Origin of the sequence: Pseudomonas sp. Y24-6 (genome assembly GCF_020295325.1) — a bacterium.
Taxonomy (GTDB): domain Bacteria; phylum Pseudomonadota; class Gammaproteobacteria; order Pseudomonadales; family Pseudomonadaceae; genus Aquipseudomonas; species Aquipseudomonas gregormendelii.
In genome coordinates this window covers 534,840-556,287 of sequence record NZ_JACBXG010000001.1, presented here as the reverse complement: position 1 = coordinate 556,287, position 21,448 = coordinate 534,840, and the positions used below count along the sequence as shown (strand labels likewise).

Below are 21,448 nucleotides of genomic sequence, written 5' to 3'. Positions count from 1 at the left end.
CGTGGACATTCTCTCAAGCCTGGCGATGGGTTTCTCTGCAGCGCTGACGCCGATCAATCTGATGTGGGGCTTCATCGGCTGCCTGCTGGGCACCGCCATTGGCGTGTTGCCGGGCATCGGGCCGGCACTGACGGTGGCCTTGCTGCTGCCCATCACCGCCAAGGTCGACCCGACCGGAGCGTTGATCATGTTCGCCGGGATCTATTACGGTGCGCAGTTCGGCGGCTCCACCACCTCCATTCTGCTCAACACCCCTGGTGAGTCGTCGTCCATGGTCACGGCGCTGGAGGGCAATCTCATGGCGCGCAACGGCCGGGCCGGCCCCGCCCTGGCTACGGCGGCGATCGGCTCATTTGTGGCCGGCACCATTGCCACAGTCCTGCTCACGTTGTTCGCCCCGGTGGTGGCCAGGCTGGCGCTGAACTTCGGGCCGGCGGAGTACTTCGCGATTCTGGTGTTGTCATTCACCACGGTGTCGGCAGTGCTCGGCGCTTCGATGCTGCGCGGTTTTGCGTCGCTGGGGCTGGGGTTGGCGATCGGCTTGATCGGCCTGGACTCGACCTCCGGCATTGCGCGCTACACCCTGGGCGTGCCCGAGTTGGTGGATGGCATCGAGGTGGTGCTGGTGGCGGTCGGGTTGTTCGCGGTGGGGGAGGCGCTGTACAGCTTGTTGTATCAGAAAGAAGAAACCTCGGGCCGACATCGCCTGACTTCGCTGTGGATGACCCGCTCGGACTGGAAACGCTCGGTGCCCGCCTGGCTGCGCGGAACCCTGATCGGCTTTCCGTTTGGCTCGATTCCGGCTGGCGGTGCGGAAATCCCGACCTTCCTGTCCTATTCCACGGAACGCAAACTGAGCAAATACCCCAAGGAGTTCTCGGCGAACAAAGGCGAGGGTGCCATTGAGGGCGTCGCCGGCCCTGAAGCGGCGAACAACGCCAGCGCCACCGGCTCGCTGGTGCCGCTGCTGACCCTGGGCATCCCCACTTCAGCCACTGCGGCGATACTGCTGGCTGCGTTCCAGAACTACAACCTGCAGCCGGGGCCGATGCTCTTTGAAACCTCCGCGGACCTTGTCTGGACGCTGGTGGCTTCGCTGTACATCGGCAACGTGATTCTGCTGGTGTTGAACCTGCCGTTGGTGGGCCTGTGGGTCAAGCTGTTGCAGATCCCCAGGCCCTACCTCAATGCCGGCATCCTGGTGTTTGCCACAATCGGCGTGTACGGCATGCGCCATTCTTCGTTCGATCTACTGTTGATGCTGGGGATCGGTTGGGGCGGGGTGTTGATGCGGCGATTCGATTTCCCTGTGGCCCCGGTGATCGTCGGCATGCTGCTGGGGCCCATGGCGGAGAAACAGCTGCGCAACGCCTTGTCGATCAGCGAGGGCGACTGGCTGATCTTCGTCACGCAACCGATATCGGCTGCGTTCCTGGCGTTGACGCTGCTGGTGCTGGTGGTCCCGCCGCTGCTGCATGCCCGTGGCATCAAGCTGCATGAGGACGACTGAGCCGGCTTAGAAGGTGGGAGTGTATTTGACGCTGAACATCAGGTTGCGCGGCTCACCGAAGTAGTTGTTGCCATTGAGCTGGTTGTAGCCGGCGGAATAGTAGTGCTTGTCGAACAGGTTGTTGGCGTTCAGTGCCAGGCCGATTTCCGGAGTGGCCTGATAGCCGAGTCGCGCATTCCACACGGTGTAACCCGGCACCTCGTAGGTATGTTCGTAGCCCAGTGTATGGCTTTGCGTGGTGAAACCCAGGCCGGTGCTGACGCGGCTGAAGTCGCCGCTGAACTGGTAGTCGCTCCACACCCGCAGCATGTGCTTGGGTGTCCAGGTGCTGAAGGTCTTGCCTTCGTTGTCCGGGTCGTCGAGGTATTTGGTGGTGTTGTAGGTGTAGCCGGCGAACAGCTGCAGGCCATCGAGCACTTCACCGCTGATCTCCGCATCGAGCCCCTGGCTGCGGACTTTCCCCGAAGCAGTGGAGCAATACCAGTCGTCACAGGCGAACCCCGAGGCCATATCGTTGACCGCGCGGTTTTCCTGGTCGTAGCGGAACAGCGCCAGGGAGGTGTTGACACGGCCGTCCATCAGCTCTCCTTTGAGGCCGATTTCGTAGTTGCTGCCGATAACCGGCTTGAGCACCGAGCCGCTGACGGTGCGTGCGGTCTGGGGTTCGAACACGTCGGTGTAGCTGGCGTATACCGCCCATTCGCGGTTCAGGTCGTAGACAATGCCGGCGTAGGGCGTGACTTCACCGTTCTCGCTCATGGTGCTTGGCGCGTTGGTAGTGGCGACATTGGCGAAGGCTTGCTGGTCCGCCGATTTGTAGCTGTAGTCGTACCAGCTGACCCGGGAGCCGAGCACCAGGGTCAGCGGCTCAATCGGCTTGACCCGCCAACTGCCGTAGATACCTTTTTGCCGGATGTCGTATTTGCTGAGAGTCGCGCGGCCACCGGCAGTATTGAGCAAACCCTCGTAGCTGATCTCGGGCCGATGGTGGTCGATGTCGAAAATCGTGTCGCTGCTGTTGTTGAAGGTGCGGGCGAATTTGTCGTCGGACTTCAACTTTGAGTAGTTGCTGCCAAGCATGATTTCCTGGGGCATGGACAAGGCTTCAAAGCGCCCTGTGAGGTTCATGTCCAAGCCGATCTTGGTGGCATCGAAGTCAGTCGCGAAGTCGGCATATTGCACCCCGCTACCGTCGGCATTGATACCGGCTCCGGAGGACTGCAGGCGCTGGTTGATAGCGTCGTTGTCTTCGGTCATGCGCACTGCACCGACCTTGAGTGCCCAGTCGTCGTTGAAGCGATGTTCCAGGTCGGCATACACAGTGGTCACGTCAATTTGTGAGTGGTTCCAGGTGGCGCCGGTGAAGGTCGAACGGGGCACGTTCAACCCGTCGCCATTGGCATAGCGGGGCAGGCCGCGAATGATCGGGCGCGACTCGTTGTCGGAGCGGCTGACGGCCAGGCCCAGGGTGGTGTCCTCGCGCAAGTCGACGTCGAGAGCGCCGTACAGCGAGTGGGTTTTGCTCCACTCGTAATCGGTGAACGAATGGCTGTCGTCCTCGTCGGCAACCAGGCGTCCCCGCACCGTCCCGCTCTCGTTCAGCGGGCCACCGGCATCCAGTTGCAGACCATAACGGTCCCAGGAGCCGGCCCTGCCGGTGAGGGTCACGGTAGGTGCGTTCTGCCCGCGTTTGCGTACCAGGTTGATCGCACCGCCAGGGCTGCCGGTGCCTTGCAGCAAGCCTGATGCGCCGCGCAGTACTTCCAGGCGATCGAAGAAGATCAGGTCCTGGGTCGCCCAGTTGCCCAGGGCGTAGGTGTTGCGTGGGATCGGCACGCCGTCGTACTGCCAGTCATCGATCTGGAAGCCGCGGGAAGTGAGGATCATGCCTTTGCCCACGCCTTGCACACCGACCAGGCCGGTGGTCTGGTTGGCGGCGTCCTTGAGGTCGGTCAGGCCCTGGTCGTCCATCTGTTTGCGAGTCATCACGGTGACTGACTGCGGAATTTCCTTGAGGGTGTGGGTTCCCTTGCCGATGGTCACGGCCCGCGCGGCATAGGAGCCGGAGCCTTCAGTCGTGGCCACGACGCTGTTCTCAACGATGGTGGTCGCCCCCAGCTGCACTGCCGCGCTGCCATCGGCGCCAGGCTCGACGCTGAAGTTGCCTTGCCCGGTCACGCGCAATTGCAGGCCGCTGCCGGTCAGTGCCTGGTTCATCGCCTGTTCGGGGAGCATCCGGCCGACCACCGCAGGCGCCTGCTTGCCTTGTACCAGCGCCGGTTCAAGCGAGACGATATGCCCGCTTTGGCTGGCAATCGCATTCAACGTGGCGGCCAAGGGGCCGGCCGGCAGGTTGAAGGTCAGGGGTTGCGCCTGAGCCAGGATGGGGCTAGCCAGGGTTGCCAGGGCAACGGCGACGGAAAGGGCGTGGGGCCACGGGTTGAACACAGCGTTCTCCTGATGATGTGAAAGTGTCAGGAGATAGGTGGGACGAGAAACGAAAACCGGACACGAATAAGAAGTATTTTCAAAAATATTTTCCGCTTGGAGTTTTGCACCCTTCTTGTGGCTAGCGCCACAGGGTCACAGCTTCCAGTTCCATTCACGTGTTTCGTGCCCGGATCAACGTCAGCCACGGGCTGTAGCTGTCCACCTGGATCGGTAAGGTTTCTGCCAGCGCGGCGAGGGTCCGGGCCGGGTCGTCGAGGGGGAATACACCCTGGACCCGCAAGTGACGCACCTGCGGGGCAATCCGGATGAGTCCGCGCTGGTACGGACGCAGGGCCTCGACCACTTGCTCGAGGGGTTCGTCGAGCACATTCAGGCGTCCAACCAGCCAGTCGGCGCGACCACGCTGGTCGCCGGCCGTTGGCGTGATGCGCCCAGTGGCCAGCAGGGCGGACTGGCCTTCCTGCAGATCCCGTGTGGTGCCGTCCGGCAGTCGCAGCTGCACCGAATGCTGCAGCACAACGACCCGTGTGACGTCCTGTTCCTGGGCCACCAGGAAACGTGTGCCCAGGGCCTGCACCTGCCCTTGAGCGGTGCGCACACGCAATGGACGTTGCGGATCGGGTGCCACCTGAATCACCAATTCGCCGTGACGCAGAACCACCAGGCGTTGCTGGTCGTCGAAGCGCAGGTCCACCGCGCTGTTGGCGTTGAGGTTCAGACGGCTGCCGTCTGCGAGGTCGAATGCCTGGCGCTGACCGCGCCCGGTGCTCAGGTCGGCCAGTAACGAATCCCCCAGCGGGGTGCGGGCGCACAGCCACAGACTGCCGCCCAGCAGGCCCAGCCCGGCAATGACCCGCAGAGCATCCCGTCGAGAGCCTTGGGGTTGCAGCAGGATCTGCCGCGCTTCACTCGCCTGGCCGGGCAATCGGCGATCAAGGGCGCGAACGGTGTTGAACGAGGCACCCAGCCGGTCCTGTAATTGAGTCCAGGCCTGCAGGTGCGCCGGGTCCATCGCCAACCAGGCATTGAAGCGCGTTTGCAATGCGGCATCCGGGGTGTCGGCGCGAAGCTTGACCATCCAGTCGATGGCTTGCTCGCTGACCGGGTCCAGGCGCAGCTTGCTCATGGCGTCATCTCGCTCAAATAGCACTGACGCAGGGCCTGCTTCATGTAGCGGCTGACGGTGCGCTCCGATAAGCCCAGTTTCTGCGCAATGGCGACGTAGCTCAGCCCGTCGAGCTGGCTGTAAAGGAAAGTCGCCTTGACGATCGACGGCAAGCCATCGATGGCCTTGTCGATGGCGACCAGTGCTTCAATCAGCAGCATTTGCTCTTCAGGGGAGGGCGCCAGTGCTTCCGGCAGCAATGACAGGCGTTCCAGATAGGCCAGTTCCAGTTTGCGCCGACGGTGGCGGTCAAAGATCAGCCGGCGGGCGATGGTCGACAGGTAGGCGCGCGGTTGTTCGATGCTGTCCGGGTCGACCCGCGCCGCCAATAGCTGGCAGAACGTATCGGCGGCAGTGTCCTCGGCATCCGCGTGATTGCGCAGGCGTTGCTGGATGTGCTGCAGCAACCAGCGGTGATGGTCGCTGAAAAAGAAGCCCAGCTTGCGAGTCGAGGAAGGTTGCACCGGTCGGCTTTCCAGGTGTGAGTGAGAATCGATCGCAATATTACCTGTGAGAGGATGGCCACTGCAATCACACGATAGTGGCGTCGGTCGGCGTCGAAGATGCAACGAATGCCGCCCCAGGCCCTCATATGAAAACGAGCGGTGCCATTGAAGCGCAATGGCGACTGCGATTTCGATTCTCGAGCACAGGTGATTGTTATATGACGGCAGCGGAAAATAACCATGTGGCCTGGCTGGTTCAACAATCAATGCTGCACGCCGCCCGCCAGCGGGCCAAGCTTTACTCGGGGCAGGGCCGCTTGTGGCAACAGCCGTTTGCCCATACCCGCCCGCGAGATGCTTCGGCGCTGTCTTCAGTGTGGTTCACCGCGTATCCGGCATCCATCGTCACCCGTGAAGACGGCACCGTGCTTGAGGCTCTTGGCGATGAAACCCTGTGGCATGCGTTGTCGAAAATCGGTATCCAGGGTATTCACAATGGGCCGCTGAAAATGTCCGGTGGTTTGCGCGGCACGGTCCAGACGCCGACCATCGACGGTAATTTCGACCGCATCAGTTTCGAGATCGACCCGCAACTGGGCACCGAGGCGCAGTTGCAGGCGCTGACCCGCATGGCCGCCGCGCATAACGCGGTGATCATCGACGATGTGATCCCTTCGCACACCGGCAAGGGCGCGGATTTTCGCCTGGCCGAGATGGCGTACGAGGATTACCCGGGCCTCTACCACATGGTCGAGATCCGCGAAGAAGACTGGCCCCTGCTGCCGGAGATCGAAGAGGGGCGCGATGCGCACAACCTCAGCCTGCAGCAGGTTGATGTCTTGCGAGACAAGCATTACATCGTCGGCCAGTTGCAGCGGGTGATTTTCTTCGAGCCAGGGGTCAAGGAGACCGACTGGAGCGCTACACCGGTAGTGGTCGGCGTCGACGGTAAACCGCGGCGCTGGGTGTACCTGCACTACTTCAAGGAAGGCCAACCGTCATTGAACTGGCTGGACCCGACCTTCGCTGCACAGCAGATGATCATCGGCGACGCCCTGCACGCCATCGACGTGATGGGCGCGAAGATCCTGCGCCTGGACGCCAATGGCTTTCTCGGCGTGGAGCGCAAGCTCGATGGGACCGCCTGGTCGGAAAGTCACCCGCTGTCGATCACCGGCAACCAGCTGTTGGCGGGGGCGATCCGCAAGGCCGGCGGGTTCAGTTTCCAGGAGTTGAACCTGACCGTGGATGACATCGCCGCCATGTCCCATGGCGGCGCGGACCTGTCCTATGACTTCATCACCCGTCCGGCCTACCAGCATGCCTTGCTGATGGGGGATACCGAGTTCCTGCGCCTGATGCTGCGTCAGATGCACACCCTGGGCATCGACCCCGGCTCGCTGATCCACGCGTTGCAAAACCACGACGAGCTGACCCTGGAGCTGGTGCACTTCTGGACGCTGCACGCCCATGATACCTATCTGTATCAGGGCCAGACCTTCCCCGGCAATATCCTGCGCGAGCACATCCGCGAACAGATGTACGAACGCCTGGCCGGCGAACATGCACCCTATAACCTTAAATTCGTCACCAACGGCGTGTCATGCACCACGGCGAGCATCATCACGGCGGCATTGGGGATTCGTGATCTTGACGCGATCACTGCGGCAGATATCGCGCAGATCCGCCAGGTGCACCTGCTGCTGGTGATGTATAACGCGATGCAGCCAGGCGTGTTTGCGTTGTCCGGCTGGGATCTGGTGGGCGCCTTGCCACTGCCCGCTGAACAGGTCGAGCACTTGATGCTCGATGGCGATACCCGCTGGATCCATCGGGGCGCCTATGACCTGGTCGATCTGAACCCTGATGCGCCACTTTCAGCCGGACAGATGCCGCGGCCGAAGACGCTTTATGGCAGCTTGCCGACCCAGTTGAACGACCCTGACTCCTTCGCGTCCCAGCTGCAGAAAATCCTCGCCGCGCGCCGCGCCTACGACATCGCCGCCAGCCGCCAGATCCTGGTGCCAGATGTGCAGCATCCGGGGCTCCTGGTCATGGTGCATGAGCTGCCCGCCGGCAAAGGCACGCAAATCACCGCGTTGAACTTCGGCTCGACGCCGATTACCGAAACCCTGCACCTGCCGAACATCGCGCCGGGCCCGGTGGTCGACATCATTAATGAACGAGTAGAAGGCGACCTCACGGCCGAAGGTGATTTCACCATCACCCTGGATGCCTACGAGGGCCTGGCGCTGCGGGTGGTGAGCACTTCGCCGATGATCTGATTAACCAATAGCTACCTGAAAAACTCCCCCGGCGTTTCGCCAAACTGCTGCCGAAACGCCGCAATGAATGCCGAGGTCGATTCGTAACCGCAGGCCAGCGCCACATCGGTCACTCGTTCTTCCCGTTCCAGCGGGGTGAGCGCGCCCAGCAGGCGCAGACGCTGGCGCCAGGCGCGGAAGGTCAGGCCGGTATCGCGAAGGAAAAGGCGGCTCAGGGTCTTTTCCGTCACGCCGAATTTCTGGCTCCAGTGCGCCAGGGTTGTCTGTTGTTCCGGATGGGCCTGCAGGCTCTGGTAGATCTGCCGCAAACGAAGATCCTGAGGCAGCGGCAGCATCAAGTCGATCGTCGGCGCCTCCGCGAGCTGGTCCAGCAATACCTGAGTCAGCCGCCCATGGGCGCCGTGCTGCTCATACTCTACGGGGATTTTACTGAACGCCCTGATCAACTCGCGCAGCAGATCACTGACCCCCAGCACATGGCAACGCGGCGGCGCCCATTGCGTCACGCTGCAATCCAGGTACAGGCTGCGCATTTCCGTGCGCGGCGAGCTGAACACCCGATGCGGCATGCCCGCCGGTATCCATACCGCCCGTTCGGGTGGCGCTACGAAGCGGCCCACACTGGTCTGGACCTCCAATACGCCCTGAATCGCATACGACAACTGCACCCATGGGTGACTGTGGCGGCGGGTCAGCGCGCGATTGGGCAGTGATTCGGTACGACCGTAGACCGGTCTTGGCAGGCTGGGAAGCCCGGGTACACTGCGCCTTACGCTTTTTTCATGTCCTTTAGGCGGCATCAGCTGGCTCATCGGCGTTAGTCGGTAATCAGCAGGCACGTTAGAGTCGGTCCCACGTACTTGGCAACCCCCGGATGATGATCTGATGACTCGCCCTCGTTTCCTGCCCGACAATTTCACCCTGACCCTGATTGGCGTGGTCGTTATCGCCAGCGTGCTGCCTGCCAGCGGTCAGGTCGCAGTGGGCTTTGGCTGGCTGACCAACATCGCCATTGCGCTGCTGTTTTTCCTGCACGGAGCCAAACTTTCCCGTGAATCGATCATCGCCGGCGCCGGTCACTGGCGCCTGCACCTTTTGGTATTTGGCCTGACCTTCGTGCTGTTCCCGCTGCTTGGGCTGGCGCTCAAACCGCTGTTGTCGCCACTGATTGGCGACGAGCTTTACATGGGCATGCTGTACCTCTGTGCTTTACCCGCCACAGTCCAATCGGCAATCGCCTTCACGTCCCTGGCACGGGGCAATATTCCGGCGGCCATTTGCAGTGCGGCGGCGTCCAGCCTGTTCGGGATTTTCCTGACGCCTTTGCTGGTGACCTTGCTGCTGGACGTGCACGGCGACGGCGGATCAACCCTCGATGCGATCATGAAGATCAGCGTGCAACTGCTGCTGCCCTTCATTGCCGGGCAGATCGCCCGACGCTGGATAGGGGCGTGGGTGGGACGCAACAAGAGCTGGCTCAAATTCGTCGACCAGGGCTCGATCCTGCTGGTGGTCTACGGTGCTTTCAGCGAGGCGGTGAACGAGGGCATCTGGCAGCAGATTCCGGTATGGGAGCTGGCGGGCCTGGTGCTGGTGTGCTGCATCTTCCTGGCGCTGGTGCTGGCTTCCGCCACGGTGCTGGGCAAGGTGTTCGGGTTCAACCAGGAAGACCGCATCACTATCCTGTTCTGTGGCTCGAAGAAGAGCCTGGCCACCGGGGTGCCGATGGCACAGGTGCTTTTCGCCGGCAGCACCATCGGCGTGCTGATCCTGCCGCTGATGCTGTTCCATCAAATTCAGCTGATGGTCTGTGCAGTGCTGGCGCAGCGTTATGCCAAGCGCCAAGAGAGCGTTGCCGAATTGATGGGGCAGGTGGACCCCTGATGTGGCAGCAGGATTCGTATTGAACGGCAAGGAATTTCAGGCTGGTTTTAGCTTCACGAGGTTCTAGCGCCAGAGCGAATCAATCTAATCGAGCAGTTTGAAAATGGAGGTTTTTTGCTATCCTGAAGGTGTAGGTGAAGACGCAGACTGATGCGCAAGCGGATAGCGAGGAGACGCGGGGCAGCGTTCCGAAGGGTACACGGTTAGAAAGATCTCCGCGCTGAGATCCAGCCCTGATGCCGTGTGAAGCACTAGTGCAGTAAATACAAAGCGCTTGTGTGGGAGTCCTGATAAACCTTGTAAGCCGGAGACCAGCACTGGCCACCTACTCGAAATCCGAAGCCCGCTTAGAGCGGGCTTTTTCGTATAGTCGATAAAACCCTGCGACGTCCATTTGCGGACAAGTATTTTGGCCGTTTCGATCCCCTTTTGGCCAATCGCCCACTGTGAACCGACCCTGCTGTCAGCAAGAATCGGTAGCAGTCGCTACGACGACCAGATTCCTGCTGCTCCTTGCCTTTGGCTATTTTTCAAGCCTGCTGCCGTGTACAGAACATAAAAACCATCGTACTGACGTCACACTTGGGGAAATCAATGCAAACGATGAAACGCATTCTGGGTGCAGGCCTGTGCGGGCTGACACTGCTGGCCGCCGCGGCACACGCCGAACAGCGCGAACTGAGAGTTTATAACTGGGCAGACTACATCCTGCCATCGGTGCCCAAGGACTTCGCCAAGGACACTGGCATCAAGGTGACCTGGGACACCTTCGACACCAACGAGTCACTGGAAGCCAAGCTGTTGACGGGTAACTCCGGGTACGATCTGGTGGTGCCGTCGAACCAGTTCATCGAAACCCAGATCAAGGCTGGCGTGTTCCAGAAACTCGACAAATCCAAGCTGCCGAACTGGAGCCATCAGGACCCGGAACTGCTCAAGCTGTTGAACAAGAACGACCCCGGCAACCTCTACGGCGTGCCCTATATGTACGGCACCGTGCTGATCGGCTTCAACCCGGCCAAGGTCAAGGCTGCACTTGGCGAGAATGCCCCGGTGGACAGCTGGGACCTGGTATTCAAGCCCGAGAACATGGAGAAGCTCAAGGCTTGTGGCGTGGCCATGCTCGACTCGCCTTCGGAAATCCTGCCGCTGGCCCTGCATTACCTTGGCCTGGATCCCAACAGCCAGAATCCCGATGACTACGAAAAAGCCAAGGCGTTGATGATGAAAATCCGCCCGTATGTCACCTACTTCAACTCTGCCAAATACATGACCGACATTGCCAACGGTGACATCTGCGTCGCCATTGGTTATTCAGGCAGCTTTTATCAATTCGGCAACCGCGCCAAGGAAGCGGGTAATGGCGTAGTGGTGGACTGGCGCCTGCCCAAGGAAGGCGCGCCGATCTGGTTCGACACCTTCGCCATTCCCAAAAGTGCGAAGAACGTCGAGGAAGCCCACGAGTTCCTCAATACCCTGCTGGACCCTAAAGTCATCGCCCCGATCAGTGATTTCCTCGGGTACCCCAACGCCAACAAGGATTCGATCGCGCTGATCAACAAAGACATCACCGGCAACCCGAACCTGACCCCGACCAGCGAAGCCCTGAAAACCCTTTACGTCGTGCAACCGCTGCCACAGAAACTTGAGCGGGTGCGTACTCGGGTGTGGACCAGTATCAAGTCCGACAAATAACCCCTCGCTCCACACCGTCGGCGAAACGACGGTGTGCGCGGAGCTTCGCCGGCCAGAGCGACAGCTATGTGCTGCCCAGGCCTGAATCAAGCAGCTCGCGCACCCGATGGCCCAGATCGTTGAGGCTGAACGGCTTGGGCAATACCTGGGTGGACGCATCCACCGTGACCAGGCGCGAACCTGCGGCAAAACCGGTAATGAACAGCACATTGAGCGACGGGTATAGCCCCCTGAATTCCGCAGCCAGGCTGACTCCGTTCATCACGCCTGGCAAACCTATATCCGTCAGCAACAAGTCCAGATGGTCGAGTTTTTCCGCCTGCTTGATGGCTGACACGCTGTCCACGGCTTCGATCACGCGATAGCCCATCTCGCTCAGAAACTCCGAGACCATCTGCCGGATGGCTTTTTCATCGTCCACCAGCAGGATGACTTCGTTGTGGGCAGCCCGTAGCGTGGAATGCGCTTCGCTGGCTTTTTTTCGGCTATGCCCCGGCAGCGAACGGTCTACCGGGAAGTACATGGTGACGGTCGTACCGACCCCGAGGCTGCTGTGGACCTTGATCTGGCCCCCGGATTGCTGGGTGAAGCCATAGATCATCGACAGGCCCAGGCCGGTGCCTTCACCTATTTTCTTGGTGGTGAAGAAAGGGTCGAAGATGCGCGAGAGGATATCCGGGCTGATACCCGTACCCGAATCGGTGACCGAGATGCTGACATAGGTCCCCTGGGGCATATTCCTGTCAGCGGACGCTGCCGCATCAATGGTGCAGCGATCAACCATCAAGTTCAAAGTGCCGCCGTCGGGCATCGCATCCCGGGCATTGATGGCGAGGTTGAGCAGGGCATTTTCCAGCTGGTTGAGGTCGCAGCGGATGCGGTCGCTCGCTCTGAACGAGCACTCGACGACAATGCTGGGCCCCACCGTACGCCTGATCATTTCTTCCAGGCCCGCGACGACGGTGCGCGGTTCGAGCAGTTCGGGCTCCAGTGATTGTTGTCTGGAAAACGCCAGCAGCCGCTGAGTCAGGGCGGCCGCCCTGGAGGCGGAAGTCATGGCGACTGAGTTGTAGCGGGTGAGCTGATTGTGCTGACCCGCGTCGATGCGGCGCTGCATCAACTCAAGGCTGCCAATGATCCCGGCCAACAAGTTGTTGAAGTCGTGGGCGATGCCGCCGGTCAGCTGGCCGACTGCTTCCATTTTCTGACTTTGCCGAAGCTTGGATTCTGCCATGGCCCGCTCGTGCTGTTCGGCCTCAAGCTGCGCGGTGCGCTGGGCGATTCGGTCTTCCAGCAAATCGTTCCAGTCGCGCAGCGCTGACTCAAGTTGCACCCGGTCATCAACGTTCTCCAGGGTGCCATACCATTGCTCGCTGTGCCCGCCAGCGTCGAGGCTGCACAAGGCGCGCACCCTGAACCAGGGTAGCTCGCCATCGTGCTTGCGCAATCGGACGTGCAGATCGAAAGGTTCCAGGGTCGCCAGCGAATGATCCCAGCCTTGCGCCAGGGATTGGCGATCATCAGGGTGGGCGGCTTGGGTCCACTCCCGACCCAGCGTTTGCGCCGGGTTCAGCCCGGTGTATTCGTACCAGCGCTGATCGATGGAAATCAGCGCGCCTTGACTGTCGGCGCTCCAGGGCCACAACGGATTGAGCTCTGCGGCGATCCGGTAATGCTTCTCGCTTTCGCGCAGTTTTTCTTCGGTGGACCGCATGACCTGCAAGGTATTGAAGCGCTTGAGGACCGCCCCCAGCAGATTGCTGTAGACCCGCAGGAAATCAATGTCACTGTCGGTAAATTCACGAGGGCAGCGGCTGTCGACTTCGAAAATCCCGAACGGACGCTGCTCGGTGGCACCGTACACCAGCACGTTGACAAACGCTTGCACGCCATTCCTGATCTGGAAGTCGTGGTAGCGGAAGCGAGTTTCGGTGGCGACATCCACCGAGATCACCGGCAGATCGGTGTCCAGGGAGTAGCGCTCCGGGCTGCCTTCACAGGCTTGCACCTGGACCTTGCCCACGACATCCGGCGTCCAGCCAATCCCGTTGCGCACCAGGAAAGTGATGCCGTCTTCACGCAGCAACATAAACTTGGCGAGATTGGTTTCCAGCGCCTCACCCACCAGGCGACAGGCCTCGTCGAGGATGTGCTCAAGATCGTCCGACACCAGGGCCAGCTCGCCAAATTCGGCAAGCACCTTGCGCTGGCGCAGCAGTGTGTCCTCGATGTCCATGGGTGTACCCACTCAGGTTTTAATATCCGAGGGGCAGGGCGGCGGGTAGGTTCAACCGGTTTGATCGAAGGCTCGGGGTTTTGCTTGCACAGCAAGGCCGCGGCCGAACTTACAGCCAGGTATCTGCCAGACGCCGGTCCAGCTCCTCCAGATCTGCCATGCCCAATACACGCGTGGTGTTCAGGCCGCGCAGGTAGCCGCGCAGCTGATTGGCAGTGTCCCGCGCCAGCTCCGGGCTCGGCGCAGGCTCGCTCAATAACACGCTTTCGTACTCCACCAGATATTCGGCCACCCGTTCACGGTACTGGGGCAAGACGGCGTCGCGGATAAAGTCAAAAGTTCTCAAATAGAGACCCTCATCGATCTTGTTAGCTGGCATGCCTGCCGGGCCGGCGGGCAACTATTGCTAGAAGTAATAGTGAACATCACCAAAGGCAAGTTCTACTTTGCTGACAATACCCGGAAAATCACCATCATCGAACAGGGCGATGCCGTTCAACTGCTGAATCGCCCAATTTTTTTCAGGATGAGATTGATGCGTGCTCTTTTTGTTTTTGCCATGGCGTTTGCCTCGTTGCTGCTGGCCGGTTGTGCCTCCGCGCCGAACGATCCAACCATGACCTTGCAAACCAGCAAGACTCCGGCCCAGTACGCTGACTGCGTCGTACCCAAGTTGCAGGGCAGTGCGTTGCATCCGACCGTTTCCCAGACACAGCGCAGCTACCGGATCGTGGTGCCGAGCAAAATCTCGGCGGACAACGTGCTGGAAGCCTACAAGGCCGGCCACGGCGGCAAAGTGTTCATCTATGAGCGGCACTTGCTGGCGTCGAATTTACTGCCTTCCAGTTTTGAACGTGCAGCACAGGACTGCATCTAAGGTTTACTACAGAGCTCCTTTGGTTGGCCGCAACCAACCAATTTTTTAACCCCGCACCTCATTCGGTTGCGGGGTTTTTTTTGTGCTTCAGTTACCCCGGTAGGTCGAAAACCCGTAAGGACTGAGCAGCAGGGGGATGTGGTAGTGAGGAACGGTGCCATCCACCTCGAAAATCACCGGTACTTCCGGGAAGAAACTGGCCACTTTGTGCGCCTTGAACCACTCGCCAGTCTTGAAGGTGACGCGGTACGTGCCTTTCTCCAGGTTCTGGCCTTCCGGATACAAACCGGTAACCCGACCCTGTTCGTTGGTCGCGGCGCTGTTGAGCATGTCCCAGTTCTTGCCGTCCTGTTTTTCCAGCGTGACGTTGACCCCGGGGGAGGGCAGGCCATCCTGCAAGTTGAGTACGTGGACGCTCAGCGGGTTGGCTGCCGCTGATGCCAGGGTCGACAGGGCGCTCAATACGACGCCGGCGAAGAGAGATTTCAATACAGTCATGGTGATTTCCTTAGTTTTTAACAGCGGGGAGGACTTGGTTGATAGCAGCCAGTGCACAGCCTTCATCGAATGCAGCGCCACCGGCGCCGGCCACTCCGATGGCGCCGATCACCTGGCCCTCGAACTGCAACGGCACGCCCCCACCCAGCAGTAACAATTCACCCAAGGTGTTGAGGTTTTCTGCATCCGGGGTGCTGCGAGCGCGTTCGGCGAGAAGGCGCGTCGAGGTCTTGGTCGATAGCGCGGTGTAGGCTTTGCGTTGAGCGGCCAGCGTGTTGTGCGGGCCGACGTTGTCGTCGCGCTGCACGGCGACCAGGTTGCCGCCACGGTCGACGACGGCGGCAACGGCCGTGCGGCCATCGGCGTGGCAGGCGCCCAGCGTGGCATTGAGCAAGTCATTGGCCAGCGCCAGCGTAATGTCCATGCGCGGCACTGGCGCCTGGGCGGCGTGGACGAATACAGGGCTCATGGCGAGAGTGATCAGCAATGAAGTCGATAGGCCGGTACGCATGCTTGTTCCTTGATCGGGGCGGGTTAAGTCATTGGTCGCCATGATGCCCGGCACGTCCGCTCAGGATGATTGCCCGATCATTACCAATATGTAATGTGAGAACCGCGCGAAGCGGGCTAGCCTATGCGCCAGTACTGGAGGAAAAAATGCGTATCCTGGTGGTTGAAGACGAAGCGAAGACGGCGGATTACCTGCGCAAGGCCCTGACTGAGTCGGGCTATGTGGTCGAGATCGCCCTGAACGGGCTGGACGGCCAGCACCTGGCTCAGGAGAGCGAGTTCGACCTGATCATCCTCGACGTCATGCTGCCCGGCCTGGATGGCTGGCAATTGCTGCAGATCATCCGGCGCAAATGGCAGACCCCGGTACTGTTCCTGACGGCCCGGGATTCGGTGGACGATCGGGTCAAAGGGCTGGAACTGGGTGCTGACGATTACCTGGTCAAACCTTTCTCTTATGCCGAATTGCTGGCCCGGGTGCGCACCCTGCTGCGCCGCGGCCCACCGCGTGAGGTCGAACATTTCGTGGTCGGCGACCTGAGCCTGGATCTGCTGCGGCGCAAGGTCACCCGCGGCGGGGAGCGCCTGATCCTGACCAACAAGGAGTTCGCCCTGCTGCACTTGCTGCTCAGTCGGGAAGGGGAGGTATTGTCACGTTCGCTGATCGCCTCGCAGATCTGGCAGATGAACTTCGACAGTGACACCAACGTGGTCGACGTCGCGATCCGTCGCTTGCGGGCGAAGGTGGATGATCCTTACCCGCTTAAGTTGATCCACACCGTGCGCGGTATTGGCTACATGCTCGAGGTGCAATCCTGAACCTGTTCCCGCGCGCCCTCAGCCTGCGCCTGGCGGTGATGTTCGCGCTCGTCAGCGCACTGTTGCTGGGCGCGATCGGCTTTTACCTGTATCAGTCCCTGGAGCGGGAGATCGCCTGGCGCGATGACCAGGCCTTGCTCGGTCGCCTCGAGCGCATGCAGGCGTTAATCAACGACAGCGACAGCGTCGAGCAATTGCGCAGTCGGCCCAAGCTCTATGAGAACATGCTGGGCAATCGCGACAACCTGCTGTGGATCCTCGATGAAAGCGGCCAGGTGCTGATCGAAATCAACCCGGCCCAGATGAACCTGCCAAGGTTGCCAGCCACCCCCCAGGCGCTCGTTGCTGACGCAGATGCGTCAGAACCCGTGCGTCTTGCCTGGAAGGATGTCACCCAGGGCGACCGCCGTCTCACCCTGATCGCCGGCAAGTTGCTTGGTGAGCGAGAGCAGATGCTGGCGGCCTATCGATTCAAGCTCTGGCTGGCCATGTCGGTCGGTGCGCTGCTGGCTTTTGTGCTGGGCTGGTGGGTCAGCCAGCGTGGTTTGCGACCGGTGCGCCTGTTGGCCAGGCGTGCTGCCGGGATCGATGTGCAGCACCTGCATTTGCGCCTGGATGAGTTCAGTGAACTCAGTGAGCTGCAGGCGCTGAGCCATGCACTCAACCAGATGCTCGCACGACTGGAAGACGGCTTTGCCCAGCTGTCGCGTTTTTCCGAAGACCTGGCCCATGAGATGCGCACGCCGCTGAGCAACCTGATGGGCCATACCCAGCAGACACTGCGGCACAGTCGTTCAATCGAGGATTACCAAAACCTGCTGGTATCCAATCAGGAAGAATACGAGCGTCTGGCGCGAATGATCGACAGCATGCTGTTTCTCGCCCGCACCGAGCAGTCCGACGCGGCGGTGAAAGCCGTTCAAATCGACTTGCACGAGCTGATCGAGCAGCTCTGTGATTACTTTGAAGGCGTGGCGCAGGAGCGCGAGGTAGGGCTGATCAACCAGGCCCATGATCAGTTGCTGGCCGACCCCGGCCTGGTGCGCAGGGCACTGGCCAACCTGCTGGCCAATGCCCTGCGCTACGCGACGCCTGGCACGGCGGTGACGATCAGCAGCACCCTGCTGCAGGACCGCCTGGAGATCACGGTGCACAACCAGGGCGCGCCGATCGCTGCGGAACATCTTCCGAGATTGTTCGAACGGTTCTACCGGTGCGACCCGTCACGCAATCAGCCTGATGATTCCGGCGGGTTGGGCCTGGCCATCGTCCGGTCGATCATGCACCTGCATGACGGTTGGGTGAGCGTGGACAGTGACGAAACCGGCACGCGCTTTCGCCTGGGTTTTCCGCTCGCCGAGACTTGAGCGAATCACCCGGGACAGATGGTTTAATCAATTCGCGGATGCTGCTGCACCAGACGCTCGCGCTTGGCTTGCAGCTCGGCGATTTCGGCATCGAGGTCCTCGATCTTCTGCTCGATGTTGTCATGGTGCTCCTGCAGCAGCTCCCGTGCTTCTTCAAGGTCGGAAGCCGCTGGCGCCGCACCGCGTAGTGGTTTGTTGGCCGTTTCTTTCATCGTCACGCCCGTGACCAGGCCGACTACGGCGATCACCATCAGGTAATAGGCCGGCATGTAAAGGTTTTGTGTGCTTTCCACCAGCCAGGCGACGATGGCCGGCGTCAGGCCCGCGATCAGCACCGAGACGTTGAAGGCGCTGGCCAGCGCGCTGTAGCGGATATGCGTAGGAAACATCGCCGGGAGGGTGGACGCCATTACCCCGATGAAGAAGTTCAGCAGCACCGCCAGCATCAGCAACCCGGAAAAAATCAGGCCGAGCTTGCCGCTGTTGATCAGCATGAACGCCGGAATAGCGAGGAAGAACAAGCCAACGCTGCCGCAGATGATGAAAGGACGACGCCCAATCTTGTCGCTGACCAGCCCGATCAGCGGCTGGACGAACAGCATGCCGACCATTATCGCGATGATGATCAATACACCGTGATTTTCGCTGTAGTGCAGGTTGTGCGTGAGGTAGCTCGGCATGTAGGTGAGCAGCATGTAGTAAGTGACGTTGGTCGCCGCGACCACGCCGATGCAAGTCAACAGGCTGCGCCAGTGCTTGGTGGCGACTTCCTTGAAAGACACCTTCGGCCCACGGGCCAGGCCGTCGCGATCGTCCTGCTCCAGCTGCTCTACATGCTGCTGGAACGCCGGAGTCTCTTCCAGCGCATGACGCAGATAGAGCCCGATCATGCCCAGGGGCAGGGCGAGGAAGAACGGCAGACGCCAGCCCCAGGCTTCGAACTGTTCTTCACCTATGATGGTGGAGATCAGCACGACCACCCCGGCACCGAGCACAAAACCGGCAATCGAGCCGAAGTCCAGCCAGCTGCCGAGGAAACCACGCTTGCGGTCTGGGGCGTATTCGGCGACGAAGATCGAAGCGCCGGTGTATTCCCCTCCAACCGAGAAGCCCTGCGCCATTTTGGCCAGCAGCAGGAGGATCGGCGCCCAGATGCCAATCGAGGCGTAGGACGGGATCAGCCCGATGGCGAAGGTGCTCAGCGACATGATCACAATGGTGGCGGCCAGGACTTTCTGCCGGCCGTACTTGTCGCCCAGGGTACCGAAGAACAAACCGCCCAGGGGCCAGATCAGGAAAGGCACGGAGAAGGTCGCCAGCGCGGCGATCATTTGCACGCCAGGGTCGGCGCCGGGGAAAAATACCTTGCCGAGCACGTACGCGACAAACCCATAGACGCCGAAGTCGAACCATTCCATGGCGTTGCCCAGTGCGGCGGCAGTGATCGCCTTGCGCATCTTGGCGTCGTCGACAATGGTGATGTCTTTCAACCCGATTGGATTGACGTTTTTCTCAGATGATTGCATGCGAGCCACTCTGTACCTGATCAGTCTTGATGCAAGCCACCAGCCCGGTATAGCCCGGTCTAGAGGGGTTACCTTGGCCATGCCATCTTTTTGATGGCATGGCCTCTTGCTGTTCAGATACATAAGGACACTAAATAATTCACCACTTGCTGGTATTTTTTGCATTTGCCCAAAGTGGCAGGATCTTCGCCAAGCTGGAACTGTGCGAACTAAAAGCTGACCTGGCGGTCAGGATGATTTGCAGCACTTCTTTCATTCCGAGGATCGATCATGCGCAATTTCACGGTGCAATACCTGTTCAACGGCGAGCTCCGCTCCCACCTGTTCGAGCTCAAGCAAGAGCAACTACCCGCTCATGAGGCCGCCCTGCATCTGTTGGAGTTACATTATGGGGACGCGGAAAACGGCCTGATCATGCCCCCGGCTGACGCATCGCCGGAGGAAATTGTGCAACAAGCTGAGGTGGTAGGCTTGACGCAGATTAAGGTGCTCGATTGAGTGCAATCGCATTCCCCTTGGGAATGCACGCAACACGCGCCAGCGAGTACGCCACGCAGAGCCGTATTGCGTTAGCCGGCTAAGACGCTTGCTCACGGGCAAGTCGAATCGTCGCACCGCCGCTCCCATAGGTATTGTTGGTGGACACAGCATTTGTGTACGGCGCAGATCACTGTGGGAGCCAGCCTGCAGGCGATGGCGTCTGCACATTCGACATTGATGTGGCAGGGAGATAGCCATCGCGGGCAAGCCCGCTCCCACAGTGGAATGGTGGTGGACGCAGTATTTATGTTCGACGCAGACCACTGTGGGAGCCAGCCTGCTGGCGATGGCGTCTGCACATTCGATATTGATGTGGCAGGGAGATTGCCATCGGGGGCAAGCCTTGCTCCCACAGGTATTGGTGGTGACGCAGTATTTGTGTTCGGCGCAGATCACTGTGGGAGCCAGCCTGCTGGCGATGGCGTCTGCACATTCGACATTGATGTGGCAGGGAGATAGCCATCGCGGGCAAGCCCGCTCCCACAGGTTTTTTTTTGGCGGGCGCAGCATTTGTGTACGGCAGATATCTCTGTGGGAGCCGGGCTTGCCCGCGATGGCGTCTGCGGATTCGACATTGATGTGGCAGGGAGATTGCCATCGCGGGCAAGCCCGCTCCCACAGGGTTTTTGTGGTGGGCGCAGCATTTGTGTACGGCAGATATCTCTGTGGGAGCCGGGCTTGCCCGCGATGGCAATCTCCCTGCCACATCAATATCGAATGTGCTGACGCCATCGCGGGCAAGCCCGCTCCCACAGGGTTGTTGTGGTGGGCGCAGCAGTTGTGTACGGCAGATATCTCTGTGGGAGCCGGGCGTGCCCGCGATGGCGTCTGCACATTCGATATTGATGTGGCAGGGGGAAGACAATTGCTCCAACTGGGATTTGTGATGTGGGTCAGAACGTTGTCTGCCAGAGATTGCCGAACTGTTGCATCGGGAAGGTTTGGGTAAGGCACTTGACGAGGCTTACTCAGCAGAACGACAAACCCGGCGCGAGGCTTTCAAGGTCCGGGCAAAGCCCGCTTAGTTTGATAGTGAAACTGCGAGGTCGACCGCAGTGATAGGCACGTACATCAGGGTAATGAACGAATACGTTTTACGTGACCGGGCCAGGAATGCGCAGACCGGCAGGACGATCATGATCACATCCAGGACTCCCCAAAGCGCAAGCGGCGAGGCCTTGAAAAACCACACGTTAACGCACAGCCCGAGCAGCAGGTAGGTCGACAGCGACAGCAGGGCGTAGCGGCCATCCTGCTCGAAGTAGATGCGCAGGCCGTGCTGTTCGTCTTCGCTGCGGCTGGGAAGCAGCAGCGCTGCGGCTACGAACAACGATAACGCCAGCAGGACCAGCACCAGGAATTCGGTGAACGAAAAGGTCGTCTTGACCGCCGGCAGGGAGTTCACCGCCCACCAGAAATCCAGCTGGGTGGCGAACAGCATGATCGCCCAGACCAGGGGCACCCAGTCAGGTTTGGCGACCCGGCGAATGCGGAAAACGGTCAATGCACCCAGGAGCAGGCGGGTAACGGACAACCCCAGGATCATGGAGAGTACCGTGGCCACAATGGCGAAGTTGTTCATCACACCTCCTGTTCAGATCGCCAAACTGCGCAACACCGCAAAGTTGTCGCAAGCGTA

General features: G+C 60.4%; 18 protein-coding genes. 8 read left to right on the top strand and 10 right to left on the bottom strand.

The genetic code is table 11. From position 1 onward, the window contains the following. The first annotated feature begins 1 nt into the window (after position 1). On the top strand, positions 2–1,510 hold the full coding sequence (locus HYI44_RS02620) for a tripartite tricarboxylate transporter permease (RefSeq protein ID WP_122838523.1): 1,509 nt from the start codon (positions 2–4) through the stop codon (positions 1,508–1,510). Between the two features lie 6 nt (positions 1,511–1,516). On the opposite strand, the gene HYI44_RS02615 is transcribed toward HYI44_RS02620, so the two are convergent. The 3 genes from HYI44_RS02615 to HYI44_RS02605 all read right to left on the bottom strand — a co-directional run bounded on the left by HYI44_RS02615 (position 1,517) and on the right by HYI44_RS02605 (position 5,590). Next, a complete protein-coding gene (locus HYI44_RS02615; protein ID WP_225568673.1) occupies positions 1,517–3,958 on the bottom strand; it encodes a TonB-dependent siderophore receptor in 2,442 nt (813 codons plus the stop codon). 154 nt (positions 3,959–4,112) lie between these two features. Beyond that, complete coding sequence (locus tag HYI44_RS02610; protein WP_225568672.1) at positions 4,113–5,087, bottom strand: FecR family protein; 975 nt, start codon at positions 5,085–5,087, stop codon at positions 4,113–4,115. Then, positions 5,084–5,590 (bottom strand): sigma-70 family RNA polymerase sigma factor, encoded by a 507-nt coding sequence (locus HYI44_RS02605; RefSeq protein WP_122838526.1) that lies wholly within the window; start codon positions 5,588–5,590, stop codon positions 5,084–5,086. Before HYI44_RS02605 ends, HYI44_RS02610 begins: the two co-directional genes overlap by 4 nt. 200 nt (positions 5,591–5,790) lie before the next feature. Between HYI44_RS02605 and treS the strand changes: the two genes are divergently transcribed. After that, positions 5,791–7,857 carry a maltose alpha-D-glucosyltransferase gene (treS, locus tag HYI44_RS02600; protein ID WP_225568671.1) on the top strand — a complete coding sequence of 689 codons (2,067 nt, stop codon included), beginning with the start codon at positions 5,791–5,793 and terminating at the stop codon, positions 7,855–7,857. Between the two features lie 11 nt (positions 7,858–7,868). On the opposite strand, the gene HYI44_RS02595 is transcribed toward treS, so the two are convergent. Next, positions 7,869–8,657 (bottom strand): AraC family transcriptional regulator, encoded by a 789-nt coding sequence (locus HYI44_RS02595; RefSeq protein WP_122838644.1) that lies wholly within the window; start codon positions 8,655–8,657, stop codon positions 7,869–7,871. An 85-nt stretch (positions 8,658–8,742) separates the two neighbouring features. On the opposite strand from HYI44_RS02595, the gene HYI44_RS02590 reads away from it, so the two are divergent. Then, positions 8,743–9,741, top strand: a complete 999-nt coding sequence (locus HYI44_RS02590; RefSeq protein ID WP_122838528.1) for a bile acid:sodium symporter family protein — start codon at positions 8,743–8,745, stop codon at positions 9,739–9,741. Positions 9,742–10,335: 594 nt separating this feature from the next. Continuing rightward, the gene (locus HYI44_RS02585; protein WP_122838529.1) at positions 10,336–11,436 is read left to right on the top strand and encodes a polyamine ABC transporter substrate-binding protein; all 1,101 of its coding nucleotides are present in this window, start codon (positions 10,336–10,338) and stop codon (positions 11,434–11,436) included. 64 nt (positions 11,437–11,500) lie between these two features. Here HYI44_RS02585 and HYI44_RS02580 read toward each other — a convergent pair whose 3' ends face one another. Then, positions 11,501–13,672: an ATP-binding protein gene (locus HYI44_RS02580; RefSeq protein WP_225568670.1), complete on the bottom strand. Its 2,172-nt coding sequence runs from the start codon at positions 13,670–13,672 to the stop codon at positions 11,501–11,503. A gap of 109 nt (positions 13,673–13,781) precedes the next feature. Beyond that, positions 13,782–14,018 (bottom strand): hypothetical protein, encoded by a 237-nt coding sequence (locus HYI44_RS02575; protein WP_122838645.1) that lies wholly within the window; start codon positions 14,016–14,018, stop codon positions 13,782–13,784. 189 nt (positions 14,019–14,207) lie between these two features. On the opposite strand from HYI44_RS02575, the gene HYI44_RS02570 reads away from it, so the two are divergent. Next, positions 14,208–14,549 (top strand): hypothetical protein, encoded by a 342-nt coding sequence (locus HYI44_RS02570; protein WP_122838531.1) that lies wholly within the window; start codon positions 14,208–14,210, stop codon positions 14,547–14,549. A gap of 87 nt (positions 14,550–14,636) precedes the next feature. On the opposite strand, the gene uraH is transcribed toward HYI44_RS02570, so the two are convergent. Then, a complete protein-coding gene (gene uraH, locus HYI44_RS02565; RefSeq protein WP_045059040.1) occupies positions 14,637–15,047 on the bottom strand; it encodes a hydroxyisourate hydrolase in 411 nt (136 codons plus the stop codon). 10 nt (positions 15,048–15,057) lie between these two features. Continuing rightward, positions 15,058–15,516, bottom strand: coding sequence for a GlcG/HbpS family heme-binding protein (locus HYI44_RS02560; protein WP_225568823.1), 459 nt, complete (start codon positions 15,514–15,516; stop codon positions 15,058–15,060). Positions 15,517–15,704: 188 nt separating this feature from the next. Between HYI44_RS02560 and HYI44_RS02555 the strand changes: the two genes are divergently transcribed. Next, the gene (locus HYI44_RS02555) at positions 15,705–16,376 is read left to right on the top strand and encodes a heavy metal response regulator transcription factor (protein ID WP_045059042.1); all 672 of its coding nucleotides are present in this window, start codon (positions 15,705–15,707) and stop codon (positions 16,374–16,376) included. After that, entirely contained in the window at positions 16,373–17,743 is a 1,371-nt protein-coding gene (locus HYI44_RS02550) for a heavy metal sensor histidine kinase (RefSeq protein WP_045059043.1), read from the top strand. Before HYI44_RS02555 ends, HYI44_RS02550 begins: the two co-directional genes overlap by 4 nt. 23 nt (positions 17,744–17,766) lie before the next feature. On the opposite strand, the gene proP is transcribed toward HYI44_RS02550, so the two are convergent. Continuing rightward, on the bottom strand, positions 17,767–19,269 hold the full coding sequence (gene proP / locus HYI44_RS02545) for a glycine betaine/L-proline transporter ProP (protein ID WP_225568669.1): 1,503 nt from the start codon (positions 19,267–19,269) through the stop codon (positions 17,767–17,769). Positions 19,270–19,539: 270 nt separating this feature from the next. Here proP and HYI44_RS02540 point away from each other — a divergent pair, with 270 nt between their 5' ends. Further along, on the top strand, positions 19,540–19,767 hold the full coding sequence (locus HYI44_RS02540) for a hypothetical protein (RefSeq protein ID WP_122838535.1): 228 nt from the start codon (positions 19,540–19,542) through the stop codon (positions 19,765–19,767). Between the two features lie 1,063 nt (positions 19,768–20,830). Here HYI44_RS02540 and HYI44_RS02535 read toward each other — a convergent pair. Further along, entirely contained in the window at positions 20,831–21,391 is a 561-nt protein-coding gene (locus HYI44_RS02535) for a hypothetical protein (RefSeq protein WP_225568668.1), read from the bottom strand. Positions 21,392–21,448: the final 57 nt, after the last annotated feature.

Coding starts and splice junctions, on each gene's coding strand:
- HYI44_RS02560 (WP_225568823.1), bottom strand. CDS start 15,516: ATGAGCCCTGTATTCGTCCACGCCGCCCAGGCGCCAGTGCCGCGCATG.
- proP (WP_225568669.1), bottom strand. CDS start 19,269: ATGCAATCATCTGAGAAAAACGTCAATCCAATCGGGTTGAAAGACATC.
- HYI44_RS02595 (WP_122838644.1), bottom strand. CDS start 8,657: ATGCCGCCTAAAGGACATGAAAAAAGCGTAAGGCGCAGTGTACCCGGG.
- HYI44_RS02585 (WP_122838529.1), top strand. CDS start 10,336: ATGCAAACGATGAAACGCATTCTGGGTGCAGGCCTGTGCGGGCTGACA.
- HYI44_RS02590 (WP_122838528.1), top strand. CDS start 8,743: ATGACTCGCCCTCGTTTCCTGCCCGACAATTTCACCCTGACCCTGATT.
- HYI44_RS02535 (WP_225568668.1), bottom strand. CDS start 21,391: ATGAACAACTTCGCCATTGTGGCCACGGTACTCTCCATGATCCTGGGG.
- HYI44_RS02555 (WP_045059042.1), top strand. CDS start 15,705: ATGCGTATCCTGGTGGTTGAAGACGAAGCGAAGACGGCGGATTACCTG.
- HYI44_RS02540 (WP_122838535.1), top strand. CDS start 19,540: ATGCGCAATTTCACGGTGCAATACCTGTTCAACGGCGAGCTCCGCTCC.
- treS (WP_225568671.1), top strand. CDS start 5,791: ATGACGGCAGCGGAAAATAACCATGTGGCCTGGCTGGTTCAACAATCA.
- HYI44_RS02610 (WP_225568672.1), bottom strand. CDS start 5,087: ATGAGCAAGCTGCGCCTGGACCCGGTCAGCGAGCAAGCCATCGACTGG.
- HYI44_RS02580 (WP_225568670.1), bottom strand. CDS start 13,672: ATGGACATCGAGGACACACTGCTGCGCCAGCGCAAGGTGCTTGCCGAA.
- HYI44_RS02570 (WP_122838531.1), top strand. CDS start 14,208: ATGCGTGCTCTTTTTGTTTTTGCCATGGCGTTTGCCTCGTTGCTGCTG.
- uraH (WP_045059040.1), bottom strand. CDS start 15,047: ATGACTGTATTGAAATCTCTCTTCGCCGGCGTCGTATTGAGCGCCCTG.